The 20,464-nt window shown below is 58.3% G+C and carries 22 protein-coding genes; 15 read left to right on the top strand and 7 right to left on the bottom strand.

The features are described 5' to 3' along the window. Nucleotides 1-151 precede the first annotated feature (151 nt). The 4 genes from GS605_RS07480 to rpoD all read left to right on the top strand — a co-directional run bounded on the left by GS605_RS07480 (nucleotide 152) and on the right by rpoD (nucleotide 6,127). The gene (locus tag GS605_RS07480) at nucleotides 152-1,582 is read left to right on the top strand and encodes a Glu/Leu/Phe/Val dehydrogenase (protein ID WP_171723528.1); all 1,431 of its coding nucleotides are present in this window, start codon (nucleotides 152-154) and stop codon (nucleotides 1,580-1,582) included. Nucleotides 1,583-1,701: 119 nt separating this feature from the next. Next, nucleotides 1,702-1,998, top strand: coding sequence for a hypothetical protein (locus GS605_RS07475; protein ID WP_152457544.1), 297 nt, complete (start codon nucleotides 1,702-1,704; stop codon nucleotides 1,996-1,998). An 80-nt stretch (nucleotides 1,999-2,078) separates the two neighbouring features. Next, the gene (gene dnaG, locus GS605_RS07470) at nucleotides 2,079-4,025 is read left to right on the top strand and encodes a DNA primase (RefSeq protein WP_171723527.1); all 1,947 of its coding nucleotides are present in this window, start codon (nucleotides 2,079-2,081) and stop codon (nucleotides 4,023-4,025) included. Nucleotides 4,026-4,138: 113 nt separating this feature from the next. Beyond that, complete coding sequence (gene rpoD / locus GS605_RS07465; RefSeq protein WP_171633431.1) at nucleotides 4,139-6,127, top strand: RNA polymerase sigma factor RpoD; 1,989 nt, start codon at nucleotides 4,139-4,141, stop codon at nucleotides 6,125-6,127. A 178-nt stretch (nucleotides 6,128-6,305) separates the two neighbouring features. Here rpoD and GS605_RS07460 read toward each other — a convergent pair whose 3' ends face one another. Next, nucleotides 6,306-7,346, bottom strand: coding sequence for an AraC family transcriptional regulator (locus GS605_RS07460; protein WP_171723526.1), 1,041 nt, complete (start codon nucleotides 7,344-7,346; stop codon nucleotides 6,306-6,308). Between the two features lie 458 nt (nucleotides 7,347-7,804). Here GS605_RS07460 and GS605_RS07455 point away from each other — a divergent pair, with 458 nt between their 5' ends. The 4 genes from GS605_RS07455 to ribD all read left to right on the top strand — a co-directional run bounded on the left by GS605_RS07455 (nucleotide 7,805) and on the right by ribD (nucleotide 10,332). Continuing rightward, nucleotides 7,805-8,209 (top strand): hypothetical protein, encoded by a 405-nt coding sequence (locus GS605_RS07455; RefSeq protein WP_171723525.1) that lies wholly within the window; start codon nucleotides 7,805-7,807, stop codon nucleotides 8,207-8,209. A gap of 21 nt (nucleotides 8,210-8,230) precedes the next feature. Next, a complete protein-coding gene (locus GS605_RS07450; RefSeq protein WP_171206899.1) occupies nucleotides 8,231-8,644 on the top strand; it encodes a secondary thiamine-phosphate synthase enzyme YjbQ in 414 nt (137 codons plus the stop codon). A 120-nt stretch (nucleotides 8,645-8,764) separates the two neighbouring features. Further along, a complete protein-coding gene (gene nrdR / locus GS605_RS07445) occupies nucleotides 8,765-9,235 on the top strand; it encodes a transcriptional regulator NrdR (RefSeq protein ID WP_117869416.1) in 471 nt (156 codons plus the stop codon). After that, on the top strand, nucleotides 9,232-10,332 hold the full coding sequence (gene ribD / locus GS605_RS07440) for a bifunctional diaminohydroxyphosphoribosylaminopyrimidine deaminase/5-amino-6-(5-phosphoribosylamino)uracil reductase RibD (RefSeq protein ID WP_171723524.1): 1,101 nt from the start codon (nucleotides 9,232-9,234) through the stop codon (nucleotides 10,330-10,332). Before nrdR ends, ribD begins: the two co-directional genes overlap by 4 nt. Nucleotides 10,333-10,334: 2 nt before the next feature. Here ribD and GS605_RS07435 read toward each other — a convergent pair whose 3' ends face one another. The 3 genes from GS605_RS07435 to GS605_RS07425 form a co-directional block, all read right to left on the bottom strand. Then, nucleotides 10,335-12,335 carry a capsular polysaccharide biosynthesis protein gene (locus tag GS605_RS07435; protein WP_171723523.1) on the bottom strand — a complete coding sequence of 667 codons (2,001 nt, stop codon included), beginning with the start codon at nucleotides 12,333-12,335 and terminating at the stop codon, nucleotides 10,335-10,337. Nucleotides 12,336-12,338: 3 nt separating this feature from the next. Beyond that, complete coding sequence (locus GS605_RS07430) at nucleotides 12,339-13,472, bottom strand: polysaccharide biosynthesis/export family protein (RefSeq protein WP_348539510.1); 1,134 nt, start codon at nucleotides 13,470-13,472, stop codon at nucleotides 12,339-12,341. Between the two features lie 80 nt (nucleotides 13,473-13,552). After that, nucleotides 13,553-14,842 carry a capsule biosynthesis protein gene (locus tag GS605_RS07425; RefSeq protein ID WP_371807731.1) on the bottom strand — a complete coding sequence of 430 codons (1,290 nt, stop codon included), beginning with the start codon at nucleotides 14,840-14,842 and terminating at the stop codon, nucleotides 13,553-13,555. A gap of 152 nt (nucleotides 14,843-14,994) precedes the next feature. Between GS605_RS07425 and GS605_RS07420 the strand changes: the two genes are divergently transcribed. The 5 genes from GS605_RS07420 (at nucleotide 14,995) to GS605_RS07400 (ending at nucleotide 18,201) form a co-directional block, all read left to right on the top strand. Beyond that, nucleotides 14,995-15,582, top strand: coding sequence for a riboflavin synthase (locus GS605_RS07420; protein ID WP_171723521.1), 588 nt, complete (start codon nucleotides 14,995-14,997; stop codon nucleotides 15,580-15,582). Nucleotides 15,583-15,681: 99 nt separating this feature from the next. Beyond that, nucleotides 15,682-16,803, top strand: coding sequence for a 3,4-dihydroxy-2-butanone-4-phosphate synthase (gene ribB / locus GS605_RS07415; RefSeq protein ID WP_171723520.1), 1,122 nt, complete (start codon nucleotides 15,682-15,684; stop codon nucleotides 16,801-16,803). Between the two features lie 2 nt (nucleotides 16,804-16,805). Beyond that, on the top strand, nucleotides 16,806-17,357 hold the full coding sequence (locus GS605_RS07410) for a 6,7-dimethyl-8-ribityllumazine synthase (RefSeq protein WP_171723519.1): 552 nt from the start codon (nucleotides 16,806-16,808) through the stop codon (nucleotides 17,355-17,357). Further along, nucleotides 17,354-17,836 (top strand): transcription antitermination factor NusB, encoded by a 483-nt coding sequence (gene nusB, locus GS605_RS07405; RefSeq protein WP_171119535.1) that lies wholly within the window; start codon nucleotides 17,354-17,356, stop codon nucleotides 17,834-17,836. Before GS605_RS07410 ends, nusB begins: the two co-directional genes overlap by 4 nt. Before the next feature lie 59 nt (nucleotides 17,837-17,895). Further along, nucleotides 17,896-18,201, top strand: coding sequence for a hypothetical protein (locus GS605_RS07400; protein WP_171723518.1), 306 nt, complete (start codon nucleotides 17,896-17,898; stop codon nucleotides 18,199-18,201). Nucleotides 18,202-18,415: 214 nt separating this feature from the next. On the opposite strand, the gene GS605_RS07395 is transcribed toward GS605_RS07400, so the two are convergent. After that, nucleotides 18,416-18,841, bottom strand: a complete 426-nt coding sequence (locus tag GS605_RS07395; RefSeq protein WP_171633406.1) for an SRPBCC domain-containing protein — start codon at nucleotides 18,839-18,841, stop codon at nucleotides 18,416-18,418. Then, a complete protein-coding gene (locus GS605_RS07390; protein ID WP_171723517.1) occupies nucleotides 18,834-19,157 on the bottom strand; it encodes a helix-turn-helix transcriptional regulator in 324 nt (107 codons plus the stop codon). The genes GS605_RS07395 and GS605_RS07390 overlap by 8 nt, the downstream gene beginning before the upstream one ends. A 114-nt stretch (nucleotides 19,158-19,271) precedes the next feature. Here GS605_RS07390 and GS605_RS07385 point away from each other — a divergent pair, with 114 nt between their 5' ends. Next, nucleotides 19,272-19,703: an MmcB family DNA repair protein gene (locus GS605_RS07385; protein ID WP_152457561.1), complete on the top strand. Its 432-nt coding sequence runs from the start codon at nucleotides 19,272-19,274 to the stop codon at nucleotides 19,701-19,703. A 2-nt stretch (nucleotides 19,704-19,705) separates the two neighbouring features. On the opposite strand, the gene GS605_RS07380 is transcribed toward GS605_RS07385, so the two are convergent. After that, nucleotides 19,706-19,894, bottom strand: coding sequence for a DUF6324 family protein (locus tag GS605_RS07380; protein WP_152457562.1), 189 nt, complete (start codon nucleotides 19,892-19,894; stop codon nucleotides 19,706-19,708). Between the two features lie 77 nt (nucleotides 19,895-19,971). Here GS605_RS07380 and GS605_RS07375 point away from each other — a divergent pair, with 77 nt between their 5' ends. Then, nucleotides 19,972-20,454, top strand: a complete 483-nt coding sequence (locus tag GS605_RS07375) for a GNAT family N-acetyltransferase (protein WP_171723516.1) — start codon at nucleotides 19,972-19,974, stop codon at nucleotides 20,452-20,454. Nucleotides 20,455-20,464: the final 10 nt, after the last annotated feature.

The raw sequence follows: 20,464 nt of genomic DNA, 5'->3' as shown, positions 1-20,464 counted from the left end.
AGCGATTGACCGGATTGGGCGACTCACCATCAGAAACTCAAGTCTGTGTTAGGTAGGTGATGAAAAAAAGTGCATTGTTTGATTGCAGCCAGACTTGAGTGGTGCGACAAAACGTCATGACGTTTCGTCATCCAGCGGTACGGAGGATTTTATGACCGGCATCCAAGAACCAAGCTTTCGCCAGAGTGTTGACCTGATGTTCAACAGGGCGGCCGCCCTGATGGAACTGCCGCCGGGGCTGGAGCAGAAAATCCGGGTTTGCAACGCGACCTACACAGTTCGGTTCGGTGTGCGTCTGCGCGGTGAGATCCACACCTTCACCGGGTACAGGTCTGTCCATTCCGAACATATGGAGCCGGTCAAAGGCGGCATTCGCTATGCCACTGCGGTGAATCAGGATGAGGTCGAAGCGCTGGCTGCGTTGATGACGTACAAATGCGCCCTCGTCGAAACGCCTTTTGGCGGATCGAAAGGCGGTCTTTGCATTGATCCGCGGAAATACGAAGAACACGAACTGGAACAGATCACGCGCCGCTTTGCCTATGAACTTGCCAAGCGGGATCTGATCAACCCGTCGCAGAACGTTCCGGCGCCCGACATGGGAACGGGCGAACGCGAGATGGCCTGGATGGCGGACCAATACGCGCGGATGAACACCACCGACATCAATGCACGGGCCTGTGTGACCGGCAAGCCATTGAACGCAGGTGGCATCGCCGGGCGGGTCGAAGCGACCGGACGCGGCATTCAATACGCTCTGCGTGAATTTTTCCGTCACCCCGAAGACGTCAAGACGGCCGGCCTGTCGGGCAAGCTGGACGGCAAGCGTGTTGTGGTGCAGGGGCTCGGCAACGTGGGGTATCACGCCGCGAAGTTTCTGAGCGAGGAAGACGGTTCGCGCATTGTGGGTATCATCGAATGGGACGGAGCGCTTTTTAACCCGGATGGTATCGACGTCGAAGCCGTCCGCCAGTGGATCGTCAAGCATGGCGGCGTCAAGGATTATCCGGACGCGACTCATTCAGCGGAAGGTGCAAGCGTTCTGGAGGCTGAATGCGACATTCTGATCCCGGCTGCCCTTGAGGGTGTCATCAACCTTTCCAACGCCGAGCGGATCAAGGCACCTTTGATCATCGAGGCAGCGAATGGCCCGGTCACCGCTGGCGCGGATGAGATTCTTCGCAAGAAAGGCACCGTTATCATCCCGGATATGTATGCCAACGCGGGTGGTGTGACGGTGTCTTATTTTGAATGGGTCAAGAATCTAAGCCACATTCGTTTCGGCCGGATGCAGCGCCGCCAGGAAGAGGCGCGACATGAACTGATCGTCAGCGAACTGGAGCGGCTGGACAGGTATCTGGGTGACGCGTGGTCGATGTCTCCGGACTTTAAAGCAAAATACCTCAAGGGTGCCGATGAGCTTGAACTGGTGCGCTCGGGCCTCGATGACACGATGCGGATCGCCTACCAGTCCATGCGTGAAGTGTGGCACAGCCGCGACGATGTCGAAGACCTGCGTACTGCGGCCTATATCGTGGCGATCGACCGCGTGGCCAAAAGCTATCGCGCCAAGGGGCTGTAAATCAGGCGGGCGGGGTGATCATTTCGCCCCGCCGGTTCGCGCTGCGGCTTGAATGTCGATGGCGGCCCGTTAGTTTGACGGATAGTAGACACTCAGAGAAACGAATCCCGGAGACCTCCATGTTGCGTATAGCCATTGTCGCGGCTCTACTGGCCACCCCTTTGGCCGCTCAGGAAACTAAGGAACAAAGCTGCAAATATCAGGCGGATGTGGTGGCCGCGATCCAAAAGGCGCGGCTGGACCGCGTGAAAGAACGCGATGTGGCGCAAGCCGTGGCGGATAGTGGCCCGACATGGCCCGAGAACTACAATGCCGCGATTCCGTTGATCACGCCGTGGGTCTATGAACAAAAGATGCGCGATGTGCGCAAAAAGGATCTGGGCGCTGCTTGGCTTGAGTTGTGTTTGCAGCAATAATCCACAGCCCGGACATTTCCCTGTGGACAAACGCGCGCCATCCCCTTGGCGCGCGTTCCTGTTTCTGTCAGGTTTGACATATGTCACTGCCCCCCGGATTTCTGGATGAACTGCGCACCCGCCTGAGCCTGTCTCAGGTCGTCGGGCGCAAGGTGATGTGGGATCAGCGCAAATCCAATCAAGGCAAAGGTGACATGTGGGCGCCTTGCCCGTTTCATCACGAAAAGACGGCCTCATTCCATGTCGATGATCAGAAGGGGTTTTATTACTGCTTCGGCTGTCACGCCAAGGGCGACGCGATCAGCTTTGTGAAAGAAACGGAAAATGTTTCGTTCATCGAAGCGGTTGAAATCCTCGCCCGAGAGGCTGGCATGCCGATGCCTGCGCGGGATCCGAAAGCACAGGAAAAGCAGGATCGCCGCAGTCAGCTTGCCGATGTGATGGAACAGGCGGTGCAGTTTTTCCGCTTGCAGCTGAAAACAGCGGCGGGGGCAGAGGCACGGGATTACCTGTCGCGCCGGGGTTTGGATCAAAGCGCGCTGGATCGGTGGGAGATCGGGTTTGCGCCGGACAGTTGGCAGGCGCTTTGGGATCACCTGCGCGGCAAGAGCATCCCAGAGGAACTGATCCTTGGCGCCGGGCTGGCCAAGCCTTCAAACAAAGGCAAAAAACCCTATGACACCTTCCGCAACCGGATATTGTTCCCGATCCGGGATCCGCGTGGGCGCTGCATTGCATTCGGTGGCCGCGCGATGGATCCGAATGACAACGCGAAATACCTGAACTCGCCCGAGACCGAGTTGTTCGACAAGGGGCGCAGCCTTTACAATCAAGGTCCGGCGCGGCAGGCGGCGGGCAAAGGGCAGCCGCTGATTGTGGCCGAAGGGTATATGGACGTGATCGCGCTGGCCGAGGCGGGGTTTAGCGCGTCGGTTGCACCTTTGGGAACGGCCATTACTGAACATCAGTTGCACCTGCTCTGGCGGATCGCGGATGAACCGATCATTGCACTAGACGGGGATGCCGCGGGTCTGCGGGCGGCCATGCGGGCGGTTGATCTGGCACTGCCGCTGCTGGAGGCCGGAAAATCCTTGCGTTTTGCCTTGATGCCCGAAGGCAAGGACCCGGACGATCTGTTGCGCACGGAAGGCCCGGGCGCCGTTCAGGCCGTTCTGGAAGGGGCCATACCGATGGTCAAACTGTTGTGGCAGCGCGAAACCGAAGGAAAGGTATTCGACAGCCCGGAACGCAAGGCAGCACTGGACAAGGCACTGCGGGACAAGATCAAGCTGATCCAAGATCCCTCGATCCGCTTGCATTACGGTCAGGAAATCAAAGACCTGCGCTGGCAACTGTTCCGCCCGCGACGACAACCTCAAAACCGTCCGTGGCAACCGCGGGGAAAATGGCAGCCGCAGCAGACCGCGACGCCGGGCGCGCGCAGTTCGTTTCTGGCCTCATCGGAAAACGCGGATATCCAGCTGCGCGAAGCCGCTATTCTGGCGATCTCAATTCTGAATCCCAAGGTTGTTGTCCAATTTGAGCAACAGTTGGAAGAAATGGAATGTCACAATCCTGACTATGCGGCATTGCGCGATGCTGTCCTGCGTCACGCAATTGATGACCCGGACAACCTGAAAGACCACATTATCGCATCAATGGGGCCTGACGCCCTTGAAAACCTGCTGACCCTTCGCCATGTGGCAGTCATCCCCTGTGTGTCCAAGCCAGGCGACGTTGAAAAGGCCGAGATGACACTGGCCGAGGAACTCGCAAAGATCAAAGCGCTCCGGGGGTTGGATGCCGAGATTGCCGAAGCGGCAGAAGAGTTGTCTGATCTGCCCGATGAGGCGCTGACTTACCGGCTGGCGCAAGCCGCCGAAGAGCGCAACCGCACGAGTCGAAGCCAGAACGAGGATAGGGCCGTTTTCGACATTGCTGACAATGGGGCGCGAATCAATCGTGACGAGAAAGACGCGTTTGCGGCGATCATGTCTGGCATCAAATTCGAGCGGAAACGCCGATAAGTGGTGTTTTCGTAAGGCACTGGAAAAGAAAAACGGGTAAACGGGTGGCCGAATCACTTATACGCGCTAATGATTCGGCTGAGACGAATCACCCATCCCTGCAGGAGCATTGAATGGCCGCCAAGGATACGAACGAAGACCGCAAATCCGACGAGCAGGAACAGGAAATCTCGCTGGACATGAGCCAAGCGAACGTCAAGAAGATGATCGCCGAGGCTCGCGAGAAAGGTTACATTACCTACGACCAGCTCAATCAGGTCTTGCCGCCTGATCAGGTCAGTTCTGAACAGATCGAAGACGTAATGTCGATGCTGTCCGAGATGGGCATCAACATCATCGAAGATGAAGAGGCCGAAGAAGAAGAGAACAAAGGCTCGACCGAACTGGTTGCCGCGGAAAGCAACCGTGAGGTTGCACTGGCCGGTTCCGGTACAGAAAAGCTGGATCGCACCGACGACCCTGTGCGCATGTATCTGCGTGAGATGGGGTCGGTCGAACTGCTGAGCCGCGAGGGTGAGATCGCAATCGCCAAGCGGATCGAAGCCGGTCGCAATACGATGATTGCGGGCCTGTGTGAAAGCCCGCTGACCTTTCAGGCGATCACAATCTGGCATGACGAATTGTTGTCCGAAGACATTCTTTTGCGGGACGTCATTGATCTGGAAACCACGTTCGGAAACCAGTTGGACGAAGACGGTGACGTTGAAGAGCCGGTCGTCGATACCTCGGCCGTGCAGGCGAACAAGCCAGCCAAGGATACCGGCCCCGAGCTGGATGCGGATGGCAACCCGCTGAACAACGATGACGATGACGATGACGACGATCAGGCCAACATGTCGCTGGCCGCGATGGAAGCGGCGCTGAAGGATCAGGTCTTGACCACGTTGGAGCGTATCTCGACCGACTTCTCGATGCTGTCTGAAATGCAGGACAGCCGGATTTCGGCCACGCTGAACGAAGACGGTACGTTCAGTGAAAAGGATGAAGAAACCTATCAGAAACTGCGGGCTGAGATCGTCGAACTGGTGAATGGCCTTCACCTGCACAACAACCGGATCGAGGCGCTGATCGACCAGCTTTATGGCATCAACCGCCGCGTCATGTCTCTGGACAGCGCGATGGTCAAGCTGGCCGATCAGGCACGCATCAACCGCCGTGAGTTCATCGAAGCGTATCGGGGCCGTGAACTGGATCCGAACTGGCTGGCCGAGATGGCCGAAAAGCCGGGCCGGGGATGGCAGATGTTCATCGAACGCTCGACCGCGAAGGTCGAAGAGCTGCGCAACGACATGGCTCAGGTCGGCCAGTATGTCGGTCTGGATATCTCGGAATTCCGCCGTATTGTGCAGCAGGTTCAGAAGGGCGAGAAAGAGGCGCGGCAGGCCAAGAAGGAAATGGTCGAAGCCAACCTGCGCCTGGTGATCTCGATCGCCAAAAAGTACACCAACCGTGGCCTGCAATTCCTTGATCTTATTCAGGAAGGCAACATCGGCCTGATGAAGGCGGTGGACAAGTTCGAATACCGTCGTGGCTATAAGTTCTCGACCTATGCGACCTGGTGGATCCGCCAGGCGATCACCCGCTCGATCGCGGATCAGGCCCGCACGATCCGTATTCCGGTTCACATGATCGAAACGATCAACAAGCTGGTGCGCACGGGCCGTCAGATGCTGCATGAAATCGGCCGTGAGCCGACGCCGGAAGAACTGGCCGAAAAGCTGCAGATGCCGCTCGAGAAGGTGCGCAAGGTGATGAAGATCGCCAAAGAGCCGATTTCTCTGGAAACACCCATCGGCGACGAGGAAGACAGCCAACTGGGCGATTTCATCGAGGACAAGAATGCCGTGCTGCCCCTGGACAGCGCCATTCAGGAAAACCTCAAGGAAACCACCACAAGGGTTCTGGCCTCGCTCACCCCGCGCGAAGAACGGGTTCTGCGGATGCGTTTTGGCATCGGTATGAACACCGACCATACTTTGGAAGAAGTCGGCCAACAGTTCAGCGTGACCCGCGAACGGATCCGTCAGATCGAGGCCAAGGCGCTGCGGAAGCTGAAGCATCCCAGCCGTTCACGAAAACTCCGGTCTTTCCTGGATCAATAAGAACAAAGATCTATCAGAACAAAAGATCTATCAGAACAAAGGCGCCCCGTCAGAGGCGCCTTTTTTTGTTCACATTGGCTGATTCTCGCATCACGTTGGCGCGATAGCACAAGGCCGTGGCGGTGTGCCTTTCTATATCGGTCTTGTCCACTCATGGGACAGGCCGGGGCGAGGTTTTTCAGGCTGATGACCCCCGGCCAGCTGTCCGAATGGGATGTTCCACTCGGGTCTTGAAGGCGCTGGGCGGCTGACCTGTCCACCGTTTGAAGGCGGTCGAAAAAGCAGCCTGATCGGCATACCCCAGCGCGTATGAGATTTCAGACAGAGTCATGCCATTTGTGATGAAAGTCTGGGCCAGATCACATCTTAGATCGTCCACAATATCGCGATAGCTTGTGCCTTCATCCTTGAGGCGTCGACTGAAGGTTCTGAGGCTCATCCCCAGATCAGCCGCCGCATCTTCGGCTTGCAGGATTGCGCCGGGCAGGGATCGGGTGATCAGACCTTCGACACGGGCGCGGGTCTTGTGCTTGGGGGGTGGTTTTTCGGCCAGCAGACGTTCACCGTATTCCAGCAAATGCTCACGCAGCTTTGGATCATAGGTCGGCACTTTCAATTCCAGCGCAGATAGCGGCAGAATGATCTCGATTTTTTCAGCGTTGAAAACCACCGGGCAGCCTGCCAGCTTTTCGTAGGTTTTGGCGTGGCTTCCAACTTTGTGCTGAAAGCGCATCTCGATCGGGTGCAACTTCACCTGCGTGAGGTTTCTCATCCTGGCCAGCGCAGCGAACAACAGGAATTCCGTGCGCCGATGATAGCGGGCAAAGCTGGCGTCTTTCCAATCGGCCTCAAGGGCCGCGAAGTTGCCGGCAACACGAAAGCTGAGCCCGATGGCCGGATCGATGATGCCATGAAAACGGGACAGGTTTTCCATCACCTGCCTCAAATCGCGTGAGTATTTACTGATATACCCTGTTACGGTCGAGGCCGACGTGACCTCGAGCCCAGTGCGCGCCGCAAATGTGATGTCACCAACGGCGTCACAGGCGTGCCGGATGAACAGGGCCTCTTTATGTGCGCTGTAGACTGCGGCAGGGGGCGCGATATCCTGCTGACACAGCCCGGTCTGTTGCAATACCCGCTGGGATACTTCGCTGTTGCCGGCGTGGCGATCCAGCGCCTGGATCAAAAAATGTAGTCGGTCGATATCTACATCCATCGTGGTACAACACCTTACGTTCTCAAATACATTAACAGTTTATCAGGGAAATCCCTTTGTTGACTTTGGCTTTTGGCAGAAAGGATTTTGCACTTGAGTACTACTTGTTGGCAAGTTCTCGAAAGGTTTTGACCGGAACGCGCATGAAGTGTAGCGCGCGGCTGTCCAAATCAGCTTTGTTGCCGGGTCGGGACCTTCATGGGGATGAGGTCAGAGCCTCGGAGAAATCACCAATCTCTGCTCAGGGCTCCCCGGCACGCTCTTTTTCTGCAAGTGACGCGTTGTTCTGCGACGCCGGGCTTGGGCCTGCTGATCCGCTGTCAAGGCTGGCTCACGCCGGATCACGCTATGTACCAGGCGGGCTGAATTGATCGTGAGGCACCCTGTGCGCGCAGTGAAGTTCGACTAACCTATTCAGAGGTCACAATTTGGAACAAGCAATCAGGGAAGAAATTACCATGAAACAGTCATACACTTTCGCCGCGTTGGCAGCCTTGGCCTTCAGTGTTCCATTGACAGCAGACGCTGCACGGAACGGGTTTCGAACTGAACCCATAAACGCCACGGATTTCGAGGTCATCCCCCGCGGCGACATGCGCGCCGAAGGCTATTGGTGCGCCGCCGCGGATTATGCACGTCGAACCTTGGGATTGGGCTGGACGGACCGGATTTACGTGTTGCGAGGATACGGGCCTAGTGTCACAACCGGTCGCAGAACAGCGGTTCAGTTTTCCATCAAACAACCTCAAACGGTCGATGCACAACCAAGCAGCTTTGTCTCGTTCGGGTTTCAGCCTGGCAACAGTGAATCTGTACAAGGTGCGAATGCACGGTGTAATTATCGACCGTTCTTCAACGACTGACCAACCCGCAGGATAGTCACGATGCAGACCGAGTTCGTTTTGCACACCCATGGACCGGGGCTTTACGAATTCACGTCCGACGTTCTGCAATGGCTTGAACGGGTGGCGAAAGATGGGGTCTTGACCCTGTTCGTTCGCCACACTTCCTGCTCATTGCTGATCCAGGAAAACGCGGACCCCGAAGTTCAAACAGATCTTCAGGCGTTCTTTGAACGGCTGGTTCCACCGTCAGACAACCCCGCCATGTCGTATCTGCGGCACACCTACGAAGGCCCGGACGATATGCCTGCGCATATCAAGGCCGCGCTCTTGCCGGTTTCGTTGACGATCCCGGTGTCGCAGGGACGACCCGTTCTGGGAACATGGCAAGGGATTTACCTGTTTGAACACCGCACTGCGCCGCATCAAAGGAAGGTTGCGGCGTATCTGGCCTGACCCGCTATTTAGCGGTTTGAATTTCCGACTACCCAAACCCTAGCGGCTGCCCTATAGTTGTGGATAAGTAAGCCGCAGCGCTTACAAAAAGAGGCCGAACATGGGACGAGGAGACGGCGGATGCGCTGCCCGTTTTGCGGAAATATCGACACTCAGGTGAAAGATTCACGCCCGGCAGAGGACCACGTGGCAATCCGCCGACGCCGGTTCTGTCCGGCCTGTGGCGGACGGTTCACGACCTACGAACGTGTGCAACTGCGTGATCTGGTTGTCATAAAGACCAATGGTAAACGCGAAGATTTCGATCGCGACAAGCTGGAGCGTTCGATCCGCATCTCGATGCAGAAACGCCCCGTTGATCCCGAACGGATCGATCAGATGATTTCGGGCATCGTGCGCCGTCTGGAAAGCATGGGCGACACGGATATCCCGTCCAACAAGATCGGTGAGATCGTTATGGAAGCTCTGGCGCGGATCGACACTGTCGCCTATGTTCGCTTTGCGAGTGTGTACAAGAATTTCCAGGCGGCCGATGATTTCGAGGAGTTCGTCCACGAACTGCGCCCGCCGCAGCCTTCGACTGACGAGTGAACGAAACAGATAAGCGATTCATGGCGCTTGCCCTGTCTTTGGGGCGGCGCGGTCAGGGGACGTGCTGGCCGAACCCCGCCGTGGGGTGTGTCATTGTTCGTGATGACCGGATCATTGGGCGGGGCTGGACGCAACCGGGTGGCCGCCCTCATGCCGAGACCGAAGCGTTGGCTCAGGCCGGGCAGGGCGCACGTGGTGCGACCGCCTATGTAACGCTGGAACCCTGTGCCCATCACGGCAAGACGCCGCCCTGTGCCCAGGCCTTGATTGCGGCAGGGGTATCCCGCGTTGTAGCCGCTGTGGAAGATAGCGATCCGCGCGTGGCCGGGCAGGGTTTTGCCATGTTGCGCGAGGCGGGGATTGAAGTCGTAACCGGCGTTCTTGCGGAACAGGCAGAACGGGATCTGGAAGGCTTCTTCCTCAAGACTGAACAAGGCCGACCTTTTGTGACGCTGAAGATGGCCAGCAGTTTCGACGGGCGCATCGCAACCTCGACAGGGCACAGCCAATGGATCACCGGACCGCAGGCACGTCGTGTGGTCCATGCCATGCGCGCACGTCACGATGCGGTGATGGTCGGGGCAGGGACGGCGCGCGCCGACGACCCCTCGCTGACCGTTCGGGATCTTGGCGTTGAGCATCAGCCTGTCCGCGTCGTGGTGTCCCGCCATATGGACATATCCCTGATGGGTCAGCTGGCGCGCACGGCCTCAAGGATACCTGTCTGGCTCTGCCATGCGCATCACCCGGATGCCGAGCGTGCACAGGCGTGGGAGGGATTGGGGGCAAAGCTGATCCCCTGCGTGTTGAAGGACCATCATATCGATGCAGTGGATCTGCTTCAGCAACTGGGTCAGGCCGGTTTGACCAGCGTCTTCTGCGAAGGCGGAGCTGCGCTTGCGGCCTCGCTGCTGGCCGAAGATCTGGTGGACGAGCTGGTCGGGTTCACTGCCGGTTTAACCATCGGGGCCGAAGGACTGGCCGCGGTCGGGACACTTGGCCTGGAGACGCTGGAGGCCGCGCCGAGGTTCGAATTGATCGAAACGCAGGCGGTCGGCGGGGATGTATTGCACCGTTGGCGCAGAGCGTCGGAATAACGTCAACGCCAAAGATGAGCGTGCGTCGCGAACGCGCCCTGAAGCTTTGACAGAAACCGGTTGAACGGACCGGACGGTGCCGAATACCCCAGCGCCAAACGTTCAACAGCCACTTCGACAGGGCAGGGTTGTCTGGTGATCGGATCGAAATAGCGTGGATAGTCAATCAAGGTGGCGTGTACCAAGCCCATCAGCGACGGCCGTGCACCTCGCCTGACGGGGACGGTATCCAGATCGGTGGTCAGGCCCCATCCCGCATAGAAGGGCGCGCCCAGAGTCGTGACCTTCACCCCGCGCAACAATGCCTCGAACCCCAATAGCGATGTCATCGTCCACACCTCGTCCACCTGCGTCAGCAGCGAGGCAGGGTCAGTTCGGGTCACGACAAGGTCCGCAATTGACTCTGCGTCTATCTGGCCATCCCGCAACCCAGCTTCGACATCAGGGTGCGGTTTGTAGATCAGGATAGCTTCGGGGTTGGCCTCGCGCGCCGTGTTCAGCAGGTCCAGATTGCTGCGCACCGTGTTGGTGCCCAGCAGGATCGAGGCGTCATTTTCAACCTGTCCGGGCACCAGAATTCGGTGCCCATGGGGCAGAACCGGCGCGGATTGGCCCGTGTTGTATTTGCTCAAACCATCGGCCAGCAATCTCTCAATAAGCCGTTCAACGCGCAATTCCTGATCCGGGCGCAAAGTTGCACGCTCGCTGATCAGGTTTTCCAACTGGCTGGGCTTTGTGGGGTCATAGTAGATACCGACTTCGTCGGTTACCAGGGATAGGGGCGGAACAAGCGCCGCCCCAAGTCCGCGGGAACGCAAAAAACCGTCTTCCACACGAACGGCCCCTTCGCTGTCGCGCGCCTGACTGGCCCAGACCATGTGGGGGCGATCCGAGGCATCAGGTTGTGTGGCCGTAAAGCGCAACGTGCCATGCCGCCCGAAAATCTGCTGCATGTGCCTGCGTTTCCACAGGCGCATACCGGCGGCCGTCCAACCGTGCCTGTCCTGCCGCCATGCGCGGGTCTGCGCCTCCAAAATGTCCAGAACCGTTTCCAGTTCGCACAGCTGATCGCGAAAGGGGTCGTACCAGGTCGGGTAAAGCAGCATCGCGGCCGCGAACAGTTGCGCGCGGGTCAGGTTGCGCTGACGGCGCTGGACTGGGAACTCATCCTGCGTCAGGCCCCACCCGGCATAGAACGGTTGACCGAAAACGCGCGGTTTGTGACCGGCCAGGATTGCTTCAAAGCCCAGCTGCGAGGAAACGGTATAAACCGCAACGGCGCCCTCGAGCAGGGGCCAGGGGCTGATGGGCTTGTCAAACCACGTGACCCGGTCTGACAGGTCCTGATCGGTGAAATGCCCCTGACGATGACCTGCCATCGTTTCTGGATGTGTCTTGATCAGAATGCGCGCGCCTGGGTTTTCCTCCTGCGCGACCACAAGCATTTCAAGAAAACGGGCACGATCGGCACCGCTTGCCGAGACGGCGGCATCGCCAACCGTCTGATCGATGACCAGTACATAACCGGGGTCAGGTGCGGCAAGATCGGGGTCAAACGCGGAATACTTGCTGAGGTGCAATTCCCTGACCCGCTCCATCGCGGCACGTGCGCGGTTCAGCAGCGCGGTGTCGTCCAAGGGATCGGTGTTCAGCAGCTTCTCAAGGTCCGAAGGTGCGGCTGCATCGAAATGCGGGCCCGAACGGTCCAGCAAAAGACCCAAGGGCGGTTCACCGGCGCGCCCCGGGTGCAGAGACCTGAGAAAGGCATCCTCGACCCGCAGAACCGGGGCGCGGTGTTTTTCGGCGATGCGCAGGCCCCGATACGCGGTCGGGCTGTTGCCCCAAATGCCCACGCAATCGCCATCCTTGGGAAGACCCAGACGAATGTCATATCCGGCAAGCGTCAGAATCCGTCTCAGGCGTTTTTGCGTAAGAAACCCGCCGTTGTAGACGAACAGCCGGGTGCGCTCGGCCCCGGCTGCGCTGTCCGGATCGGCTACCATGCATCAGTTGCCGGTCAGCGTGGCGACGTTTGCGATGGGGGTCAGGCCACCAGCGATCAGCGAGATCGATTTGCTCCACTGTGCATAGGGTGCTTCGGTCACATAAATCGTATCATCGTCGCGGATCACGAAATCCCGCGCGATGAACAGGCCGTTGGGGGCCGTCAGGTTCAGCAGGTAGATCATGCGTTGATCCCCCTTCAAGTCGGCGCGTCCCGTGATGCTGCGCGCGATGTCCTGACGCTCTTTCCGCAGAATGAAAATGCCGGTTGGATCAGAGGACAGTGTTAGCAGACCACCGACCTGAGCCAAAGCTTCCAAGGCGGTAAGGTCCTGACTGTCAAAGGCCACGCGAGACTGACCCCCGGTCGCGCCGAGAGCGATGTAAGATCTGCTGTCTTCTTCCACCAAGATGCGGTCGCCGCCACGCAAAGCGACGTCCAGTTTTGGGTTGCGGAACAGATCTTCGTACCAGACGGTGCCCTTTTGATCCCCCCGGATCAGCGTCACCAACGCGATATCTGACGCTACTGAGACCCCGCCCGCCTTGGACAGCATGCCAAGCAAGGAACGGGTTGGGCGTTCGATCGGATAGATGCCGGGGGTTGCGACTGTACCCGTCAGCGAGACGGTGGAACCGTCACCCGCAACACGCCGCACTTCGATCTGTGGGTCGGGTGTCTGTTCCCGCAGCTTGTTCGTGATCAAAACGCGAAGCTGTTCGGGCGTGTTGCCCGCGGCCCGAATCCGACCCGCATAGGGGACGAAAATGAAACCATCGCTGTCGACCTGAACTTCATCCAGAATGGTCGCCGCACCGGTTTCGCCGGACAGCAACCCGTCGTCCACGTTTTCCCATATGGTCAGGCCCAGCACGTCACCGGGGCGGACAGTGTCGGCGGTCAAGGCCTGGGCGCTGCTGAACGAGGACGAAAAGCCAAACTGAGGCACGGCGGATGTAAGGCGTGTCACGCGGTCATCGACTTCGACGACAAACGCGTTGCCGCCATTCTGGACTGCACCCGCCAGAATTTCGGTCTTGTTCGGCCCGGATTTCGGAAGTTGGCAGGCCGCCATCAAGCCGATTGCGGCCACAAGGGAAACCCCCCGCATCCATCGCTTAGGAGAGAATTGCACTGCCGGATATCCTCAGTCTTTTGTTGTTGCGGGAAGATTAGCCGGTAAGCAGCACAACTTCCAGTCACAGGGCGACCGAATTACTCGACGATTTTCAACTGTGGCGTCGGTGCCTCTTTCTTGTTCAGAAGGGCCTGATAAGGGTCACTGCTGCTGAGCATCATGTCCACGGCGCGGCGCAGCAACTGCCGCCTGCCGCGCCGGGAATAAAACCCGCCCGGAACCTGGCTGGTTTCCAGCAGGAATTGCCGGTAACAGCGATAGGCGTCGACATCCGGCGCGTCTGGTTCAGCAAAAAATGCGGCGATCGACTGCTGTGATACGAAGTCGGTCTTGTCATAAACCGAACGTCCGAAAATACGCAGCGGAATACCCCGCCACAAGACCTGCTGCCCCGCAGTGGAATTCACGGTGACGGCCGAATTTGCCTCATCCAGCAAACCTGCCAGTTTTCCGCCTGGGACATAGTGAACACGGTTCTGCACCCCGTGTTTCCTGGCAATCTCCATGGCGCGCAGGTGCAATGGTTCACGGTGGTTTTCCAAAGGGTGCTCTTTCACGACCAGCCTGTGATGTGCCGGTGCGCCTTGCGCGAATCCTGCGATGACCAGTTCCAGAAAATCGGACATGCAGGAGAATTCGGAATGGGCCTGAACCGAACTGTCATGCCCCAGTTGCAGCAACACGAGGTGATAGGGGAAGCCCCCCCATCTGACGCGCGCCGTGGCAATGCCGCGTTGCAGGCGATGAACAGGCATCAGCATCAGACGTTTGAAATACAACCGGAATTCCTGTGAAACCGACAGATCACGATGAGGCCGGAAATTGCGGTATCTCTTGTTCAGGAACATGACGAACCAATGATAGAGGGCACCGTAGAATATGTGTTGCCGCATATCCCCCCAATGCGACGGTGGCGGGGGCGTTTTGCTGTCCGACCGGGCCAGAGCCTGCCGCATCTGGTCGACATCCAGTGACATCAGGCGCGAATGCCCGTTTGACCCGTCCCGCTCGTACGTGACCCACCAGGGCCGCAGGTAGCCTTCTTCGAAAACGTGAACTGTCAGCCCTTGAGACTTCGCAATCTCAACTGCGCGGGCGTGGACCGGTCTCGTGTCGCCATAAAGAACGATATCCGTGACGCCTTTGTCGGCAATCAACCTGTTCAATGTCTCGGGCCAATCGCCGGGCGTGTTCCGGAATGCGATGAAACTTGCCTTGTCGAACCAGAACGCCTGATCCCCCGCATTGAACCCAACCCGCCAGACCTGTGCCCCCGTGGCGCGCAACATCTGCCCGAGTGTCGAGAAAAACGGCCCGTGAGGTCCCTGAAGAAACAGGAAGACCCGTTTGTCTGAGCCTGAAGGCATTTGCGGCATCTGGACTGCTCTTTTTTTGGTTTTGTTGCCGAAACTATGCCCGTTTGGGCCTTGTACGGCAAGGCGGGGCTTGCCCGCGCGGCCCATTGGGCTTACCTCGACGGTGAAAAGCAGGCACAGGTTATGAACTGAGGGTTAACGGAATGTTCACAGGGATCGTCACCGACATCGGCACCGTCACCGAGCTGGAACAGCAGGGGGATCTGCGCGCCCGGATCAAGACGGCCTATGACACGGCCGGTATCGATATCGGAGCCTCGATTGCCAGTGATGGTGTGTGCCTGACGGTGATCGCGCTGGGCGACGATTGGTATGATGTTCAGATCAGCGCCGAGACGGTTTCGAAGACCAATCTTGATACCTGGGCCGTCGGCAAACGTGTCAATCTGGAGCGAGCGCTGAAAGTCGGTGATGAACTGGGCGGTCACATCGTTTCGGGTCATGTGGATGGCGTGGCCGATGTGGTCGCGGTCGAAGATGAAGGCGACAGCACACGTGTCACCTTGCGTGCACCGAAGGAACTGGCGCGGTTCATAGCGCCCAAAGGGTCGGTTGCGCTGAACGGGACATCGCTGACGGTCAATGACGTGAATGATTGCGAGTTTGGCATCAATTTCATCCCTCACACCAAGGAAGTCACGACATGGGGCGATGTCGGTGTGGGCGATCGCGTCAATCTTGAGATCGATACACTGGCCCGGTACGTCGCGCGCCTGGCCGAGATGTCCTGATACGTCGCGTCGGAAAACCCCAGCGCCGTTTGTGGACTGGTCTTTGCGCCCTCAGTGGTCTATTCCGCCGAGCAAACCTGCCATGTGAAAGGCTGCCCCATGAGCTTTGAAACCCCCGGACCGGTCGAGGCCCAGTTGCGTGACGCGATCAGCCCGATCGAAGAAATCATCGAAGAGGCGCGCGCCGGCCGGATGTACATTCTGGTCGATCACGAAGATCGCGAGAACGAAGGCGATCTGGTGATCCCGGCGGAGTTTGCGGATGCCGAGGCGATCAACTTCATGGCGACCCACGGGCGCGGCCTGATCTGTCTGCCGATGACGGCGGAACGGATAGATGCGCTGGGCCTGCCGATGATGGCCGTGAACAACTCATCCCGCCACGAGACGGCCTTTACGGTTTCGATTGAGGCGCGCGAAGGTGTCAGCACCGGGATTTCAGCCGCCGACCGGGCGCTGACCGTGGCGACCGCAATCAACGAACAGAACACGATGGCGCATATCGCCACCCCGGGCCATGTCTTCCCGTTGCGGGCAAAGCGGGGCGGGGTGCTGGTGCGCGCAGGCCATACCGAGGCCGCCGTGGATATCTCGCGTCTTGCCGGGCTGAACCCGTCAGGCGTGATCTGCGAGATCATGAATGAAGACGGAACCATGGCGCGCCTGCCGGATCTGGTCGAGTTCGCCAAAAACCACAACATGAAAATCGGCACGATCAGCGATCTGATCAGCTATCGGTCGCGCAATGACAATCTGGTTGTCGAGACTTCTCGTCAAACAGTCACCTCGGAATACGGCGGTGAGTGGGAAATGCGGATTTTCACCGATCAGACCCACGGCATTGAACATGTTGTCATGATCAAAGGCGACATCACCACGCCCGAGCCCGTTCTGACGCGCACGCACGCCCTGCATGAAGCGCCGGATATCCTGGGGCTTGGTCCGAAATCATCCCGCGAGTTGCCGCGCGCGATGGAAAAGATCGCCGAAGAGGGCCGCGGAGTGGTCTGCCTGTTCCGCCAGCCGCGCAACTCGTTGTATGCGGTCGAGGATGAAGGCCCGCGCACCATCAAGCAAACCGGTCTTGGGGCGCAGATCCTGTCCAAGATGGGGATTCAGGAACTGGTGCTTCTGACCGACTCTCCTGAAACGGTGTATCTTGGGCTGGACGCGTTTGGCCTGTCAATCGTCGGCACCCGCTCGATTCTGAAGGAAGACTGAACATGGCTGAACAAGACAAACACGGAATTCTGCCGACACCCAGCTTCGACAAGCCGGTGAAACTGCTGATCGTGGCCGCTCCGTTCTACCGCTCGATCGCCGACAACCTGATTGCGGGTGCCACGGCCGAGATCGAAGCGGCTGGCGGCACCTGCGAAGTGGTCGAAGTGCCCGGCGCGCTGGAAATTCCCACGGCCATCGCCATGGCCGACCGACAGTGCAACTTTGACGGCTATGTCGCGCTTGGCTGCGTCATCCGCGGTGAGACCACGCATTACGAAACCGTCTGCAACGACTCCAGCCGCGCGATCCAGCTGCTGGGCCTACAGGGGCTGTGCATCGGCAACGGCATCCTGACGGTCGAGAATGACGAGCAGGCCGAAGTCCGCGCCGATCCGGAAAAGATGAATAAAGGGGGTGGCGCGGCCGCTGCGGCCTTGCATCTGATCGCGCTCAGCCGTAAGTGGGGCGCTTCGAAAAAGGGCGTCGGATTCAAGCCGCCGTCCGAGTCCATCCTGGTGGCGGGCGACAGCAACGGATCAACGACAACATGACCCAGACAGACACGCCGAAACCGGCAAACCGGAAACGCCTGATGAAATCCGCAGCGCGGCTTTATGCCGTGCAGGCGCTGTTCCAGATGGAGCAGTCGGGCCAGACGACCGAGCAGGTGGTCAACGAGTTTCTGGACCACCGGTTCGGCGCGGTCTACGAGGGCGACGAGATGCTTGAGGGCGACAGCACGCTGTTCCGCAAGCTGGTGGATGACGCCGTGAACTATCAGGCGCCGATCGACCAGATGACCGACCGCGCGCTGGTGGCGAAATGGCCGATCGCGCGCATCGACCCGACCCTGCGCGCGCTGTTTCGCGCGGCGGGTGCGGAACTGACCCAAAGCGGCACACCGCCCAAAGTGGTGATCACCGAGTTTGTCGATGTGGCACGTGCCTTTTTTCCAGAAGGTAAAGAACCCAAATTCGTCAATGCCGTGCTGGATCACATGGCGCGCGAGGCGCAGCCCGAGGCGTTCTGACACGTTTACCTGAACCAGACATGCGCTAGCATTGTTGTCGAAGCGCAAGGAGGTTCGCCATGCCCAAACTGATCCGCCTGTATATCACGCAAGTCGCCTGGGGTTTTGTCATTTCGGCCGTGTTTGTCGGGGTGCTCTTGGCGCTGAACGTCGCGAACCTTCGGCATCTGATCTCCGGGTCGGAAATCGGGCTGATCGCGTTGGTGATGATCTGGTTCATGAACGGCATCGTCTTTGCCGGCGTTCAGTTCGCGTACAAGATCATGAGCATGGCGGAAAAGCCGCAGGGGCCGCGTCGGGGAACACCGGTCGCACACAGCTTCGAGCCGGCAACCGTGAAACAGGAAGCCCACGCAGGGCGCTGATATTTCAGAGAAAGTGCGGCGGGACCACCAGTCAACCGTGCGGTTTGATTCCCGAGGACCTGTATGTACAGGTGGGCGCCGGGTAATCAGGCCAAGACCTGAACAGAGCCAGCCCCCTCGGAATTGCTTAAGGCCACCAGAATGCTACCTGTCACAAGAAGGGCAGAACCCGCCACGCGCTTAAGTAGGGTGTCTGACGGGTTCGCGCAAGAGGTCAGGCGTCAACAGTTTCGTGCAATGACACACGCAACTTGCCGAAATGTTCATCCCACCCTTTGTCCAGAGCCAGGATCAGATCAAATGCTGCGACGCCTTGCGGTAATCCTTCGTGCACAAGCTCAAGACGTGTGCCGCCCAAGACCGGTTCCAATGTCCATTTGACCACGCTTACAGCGTCCCCCATCGGTTTGACGGTAAAGGTGTGTTCAAGATATTTGGGGGGGCGGGCGATACGGACCTCTCCCCAGATCAGTAAGTCGCCGCTTGTCGTGCCGAACATCTCAAGCTTCTGACCTTCTGCCAGTGTTCTTTCCGGTTTGTGGAACCATTCCGCCAGATGGTCAGGTTCTGTCAGATAAGCCCAAACGGTTTCCGGTTCCGCCCTGAGGAAAATCGATTTCTTCAATACGGCATCAGTCATTTTGTTTCCTTTCAATAGCTTCCTTGAGAGAGTTGAGGCGATCATCCCAGAACTGGTCAAAATAGCTGAGCCAGTCGAGCACCGGGGCCATACCCTGTGGTTCAAGTCGATTGATGCGTTCCCGGCCGCGCGCTTCGACTGTGATCAACCCACCGTCGGACAGAATCGTCAGGTGTTTTTTGACCGCAGCCCGAGTTATGTCGAACCGGTCCGTCAACTGCCCGATCGTCATGTCCTGTGACGAGAGCAGTCGCACGATGTTCCGGCGTGTGGGATCGGCCAGCGCGCGAAACGCGTTTTGAGTTTGGTTCTCCATAAGCAACCTCAGGAATAGTACCGTTTGGTACTATATTAATGCGATACCAAAAGGTACTATGTCAAGACGCAAAGGTGCTTTACTTTTGTTCGCTAATTGTTCACATTTTCGGCTATGACTTTGGATCTGCAACCTGGACAGAGACTGGCACGTGGCGTCGCTCGGCATCTTGCGGCGCATGGCTTTGTTTCCGTAGAAGAATTTGTGCCTGCGCGCGGGTTGCGCGTGGACGTGATGGGGCTGGGGCCAAAGGGTGAGTTGTGGGTGATTGAGTGCAAATCCAGCCGTGCCGATTATCAGTCGGATTCGAAATGGCAGGGCTATTTGGAATGGTGTGACCGATTCTTCTGGGCCGTCGATACAGAATTCCCGACCGATCTGTTGCCTGATGAAACAGGCCTGATCATCGCCGATGCCTATGATGCGGAAATCGTGCGTATGGCGCCCGAGGACAAAATCGCACCGGCGCGGCGCAAGAAGATGATCCAGAAATTTGCAACGGATGCCGCGCGCCGTTTACACGCGCTTCGGGATCCCAGGCTGTAAGGTCAGCCTTTGACCGCAAGGGCGGCTTGTACCGCAGCGCGAATTTCGTCGGCGATTTCTTCTGCTTCTTCCGGGTCAAAATCCATCGGTATTTCGATGCCGTCAGCTTCGATGAACAGGCGGACCATACCCTGATCGGTCGGACCGATTTGCAGGTTTGCCTGAATGTCGCGTTCGGTATTGATGCCCATCTGTGCCTCCGAGACTGAGCGTTCCTGCTAGCGCGCACGGGGTTGAGAATCAAGTCACCTTTGCGGTCAGATGAGATATGGAAGACGCCGTTCTCAGACCCTTTCACCCCGATGACGCCGGGTGGCTGGTTGAACAGCACGGTCTGCTTTATGCGCGCGACGAAGGGTTTGATGACAGCTTTGCGCCCTTGGTGGCCAGCATCCTTGACGACTTCATCGCCAACAGTGACCCCGAGCTTGAAAGAGGCTGGATCGCCGAGCAGGACGGGCAGCGTCTGGGCAGTATTTTCTGCGTTGCTGTTGACCGGAATACCGCCAAGTTGCGGCTGTTTCTGCTTGTCCCGAAAGCACGAGGGCTGGGGCTGGGAAAGCGCCTGTTGCAAGCATGCACTGCCTTCGCACGCGGGGCAGGATACAAAGAAATGGTTCTGTGGACGCACGAAAGCCATACTGCCGCCTGCGCACTTTACAAGGCGTCCGGCTGGGAATTGACAGACAGCAAAGCGGTGCATTCCTTCGGTGTCGACCTTGTCGAACAAAGCTGGAAATTTCGGCTTTAATCCTCTTGCA

Origin of the sequence: Ruegeria sp. HKCCD7559, from assembly GCF_013110575.1 — a bacterium.
Classification (GTDB): domain Bacteria; phylum Pseudomonadota; class Alphaproteobacteria; order Rhodobacterales; family Rhodobacteraceae; genus Ruegeria.
This window is presented reverse-complemented; position numbering and strand designations above follow the sequence as displayed.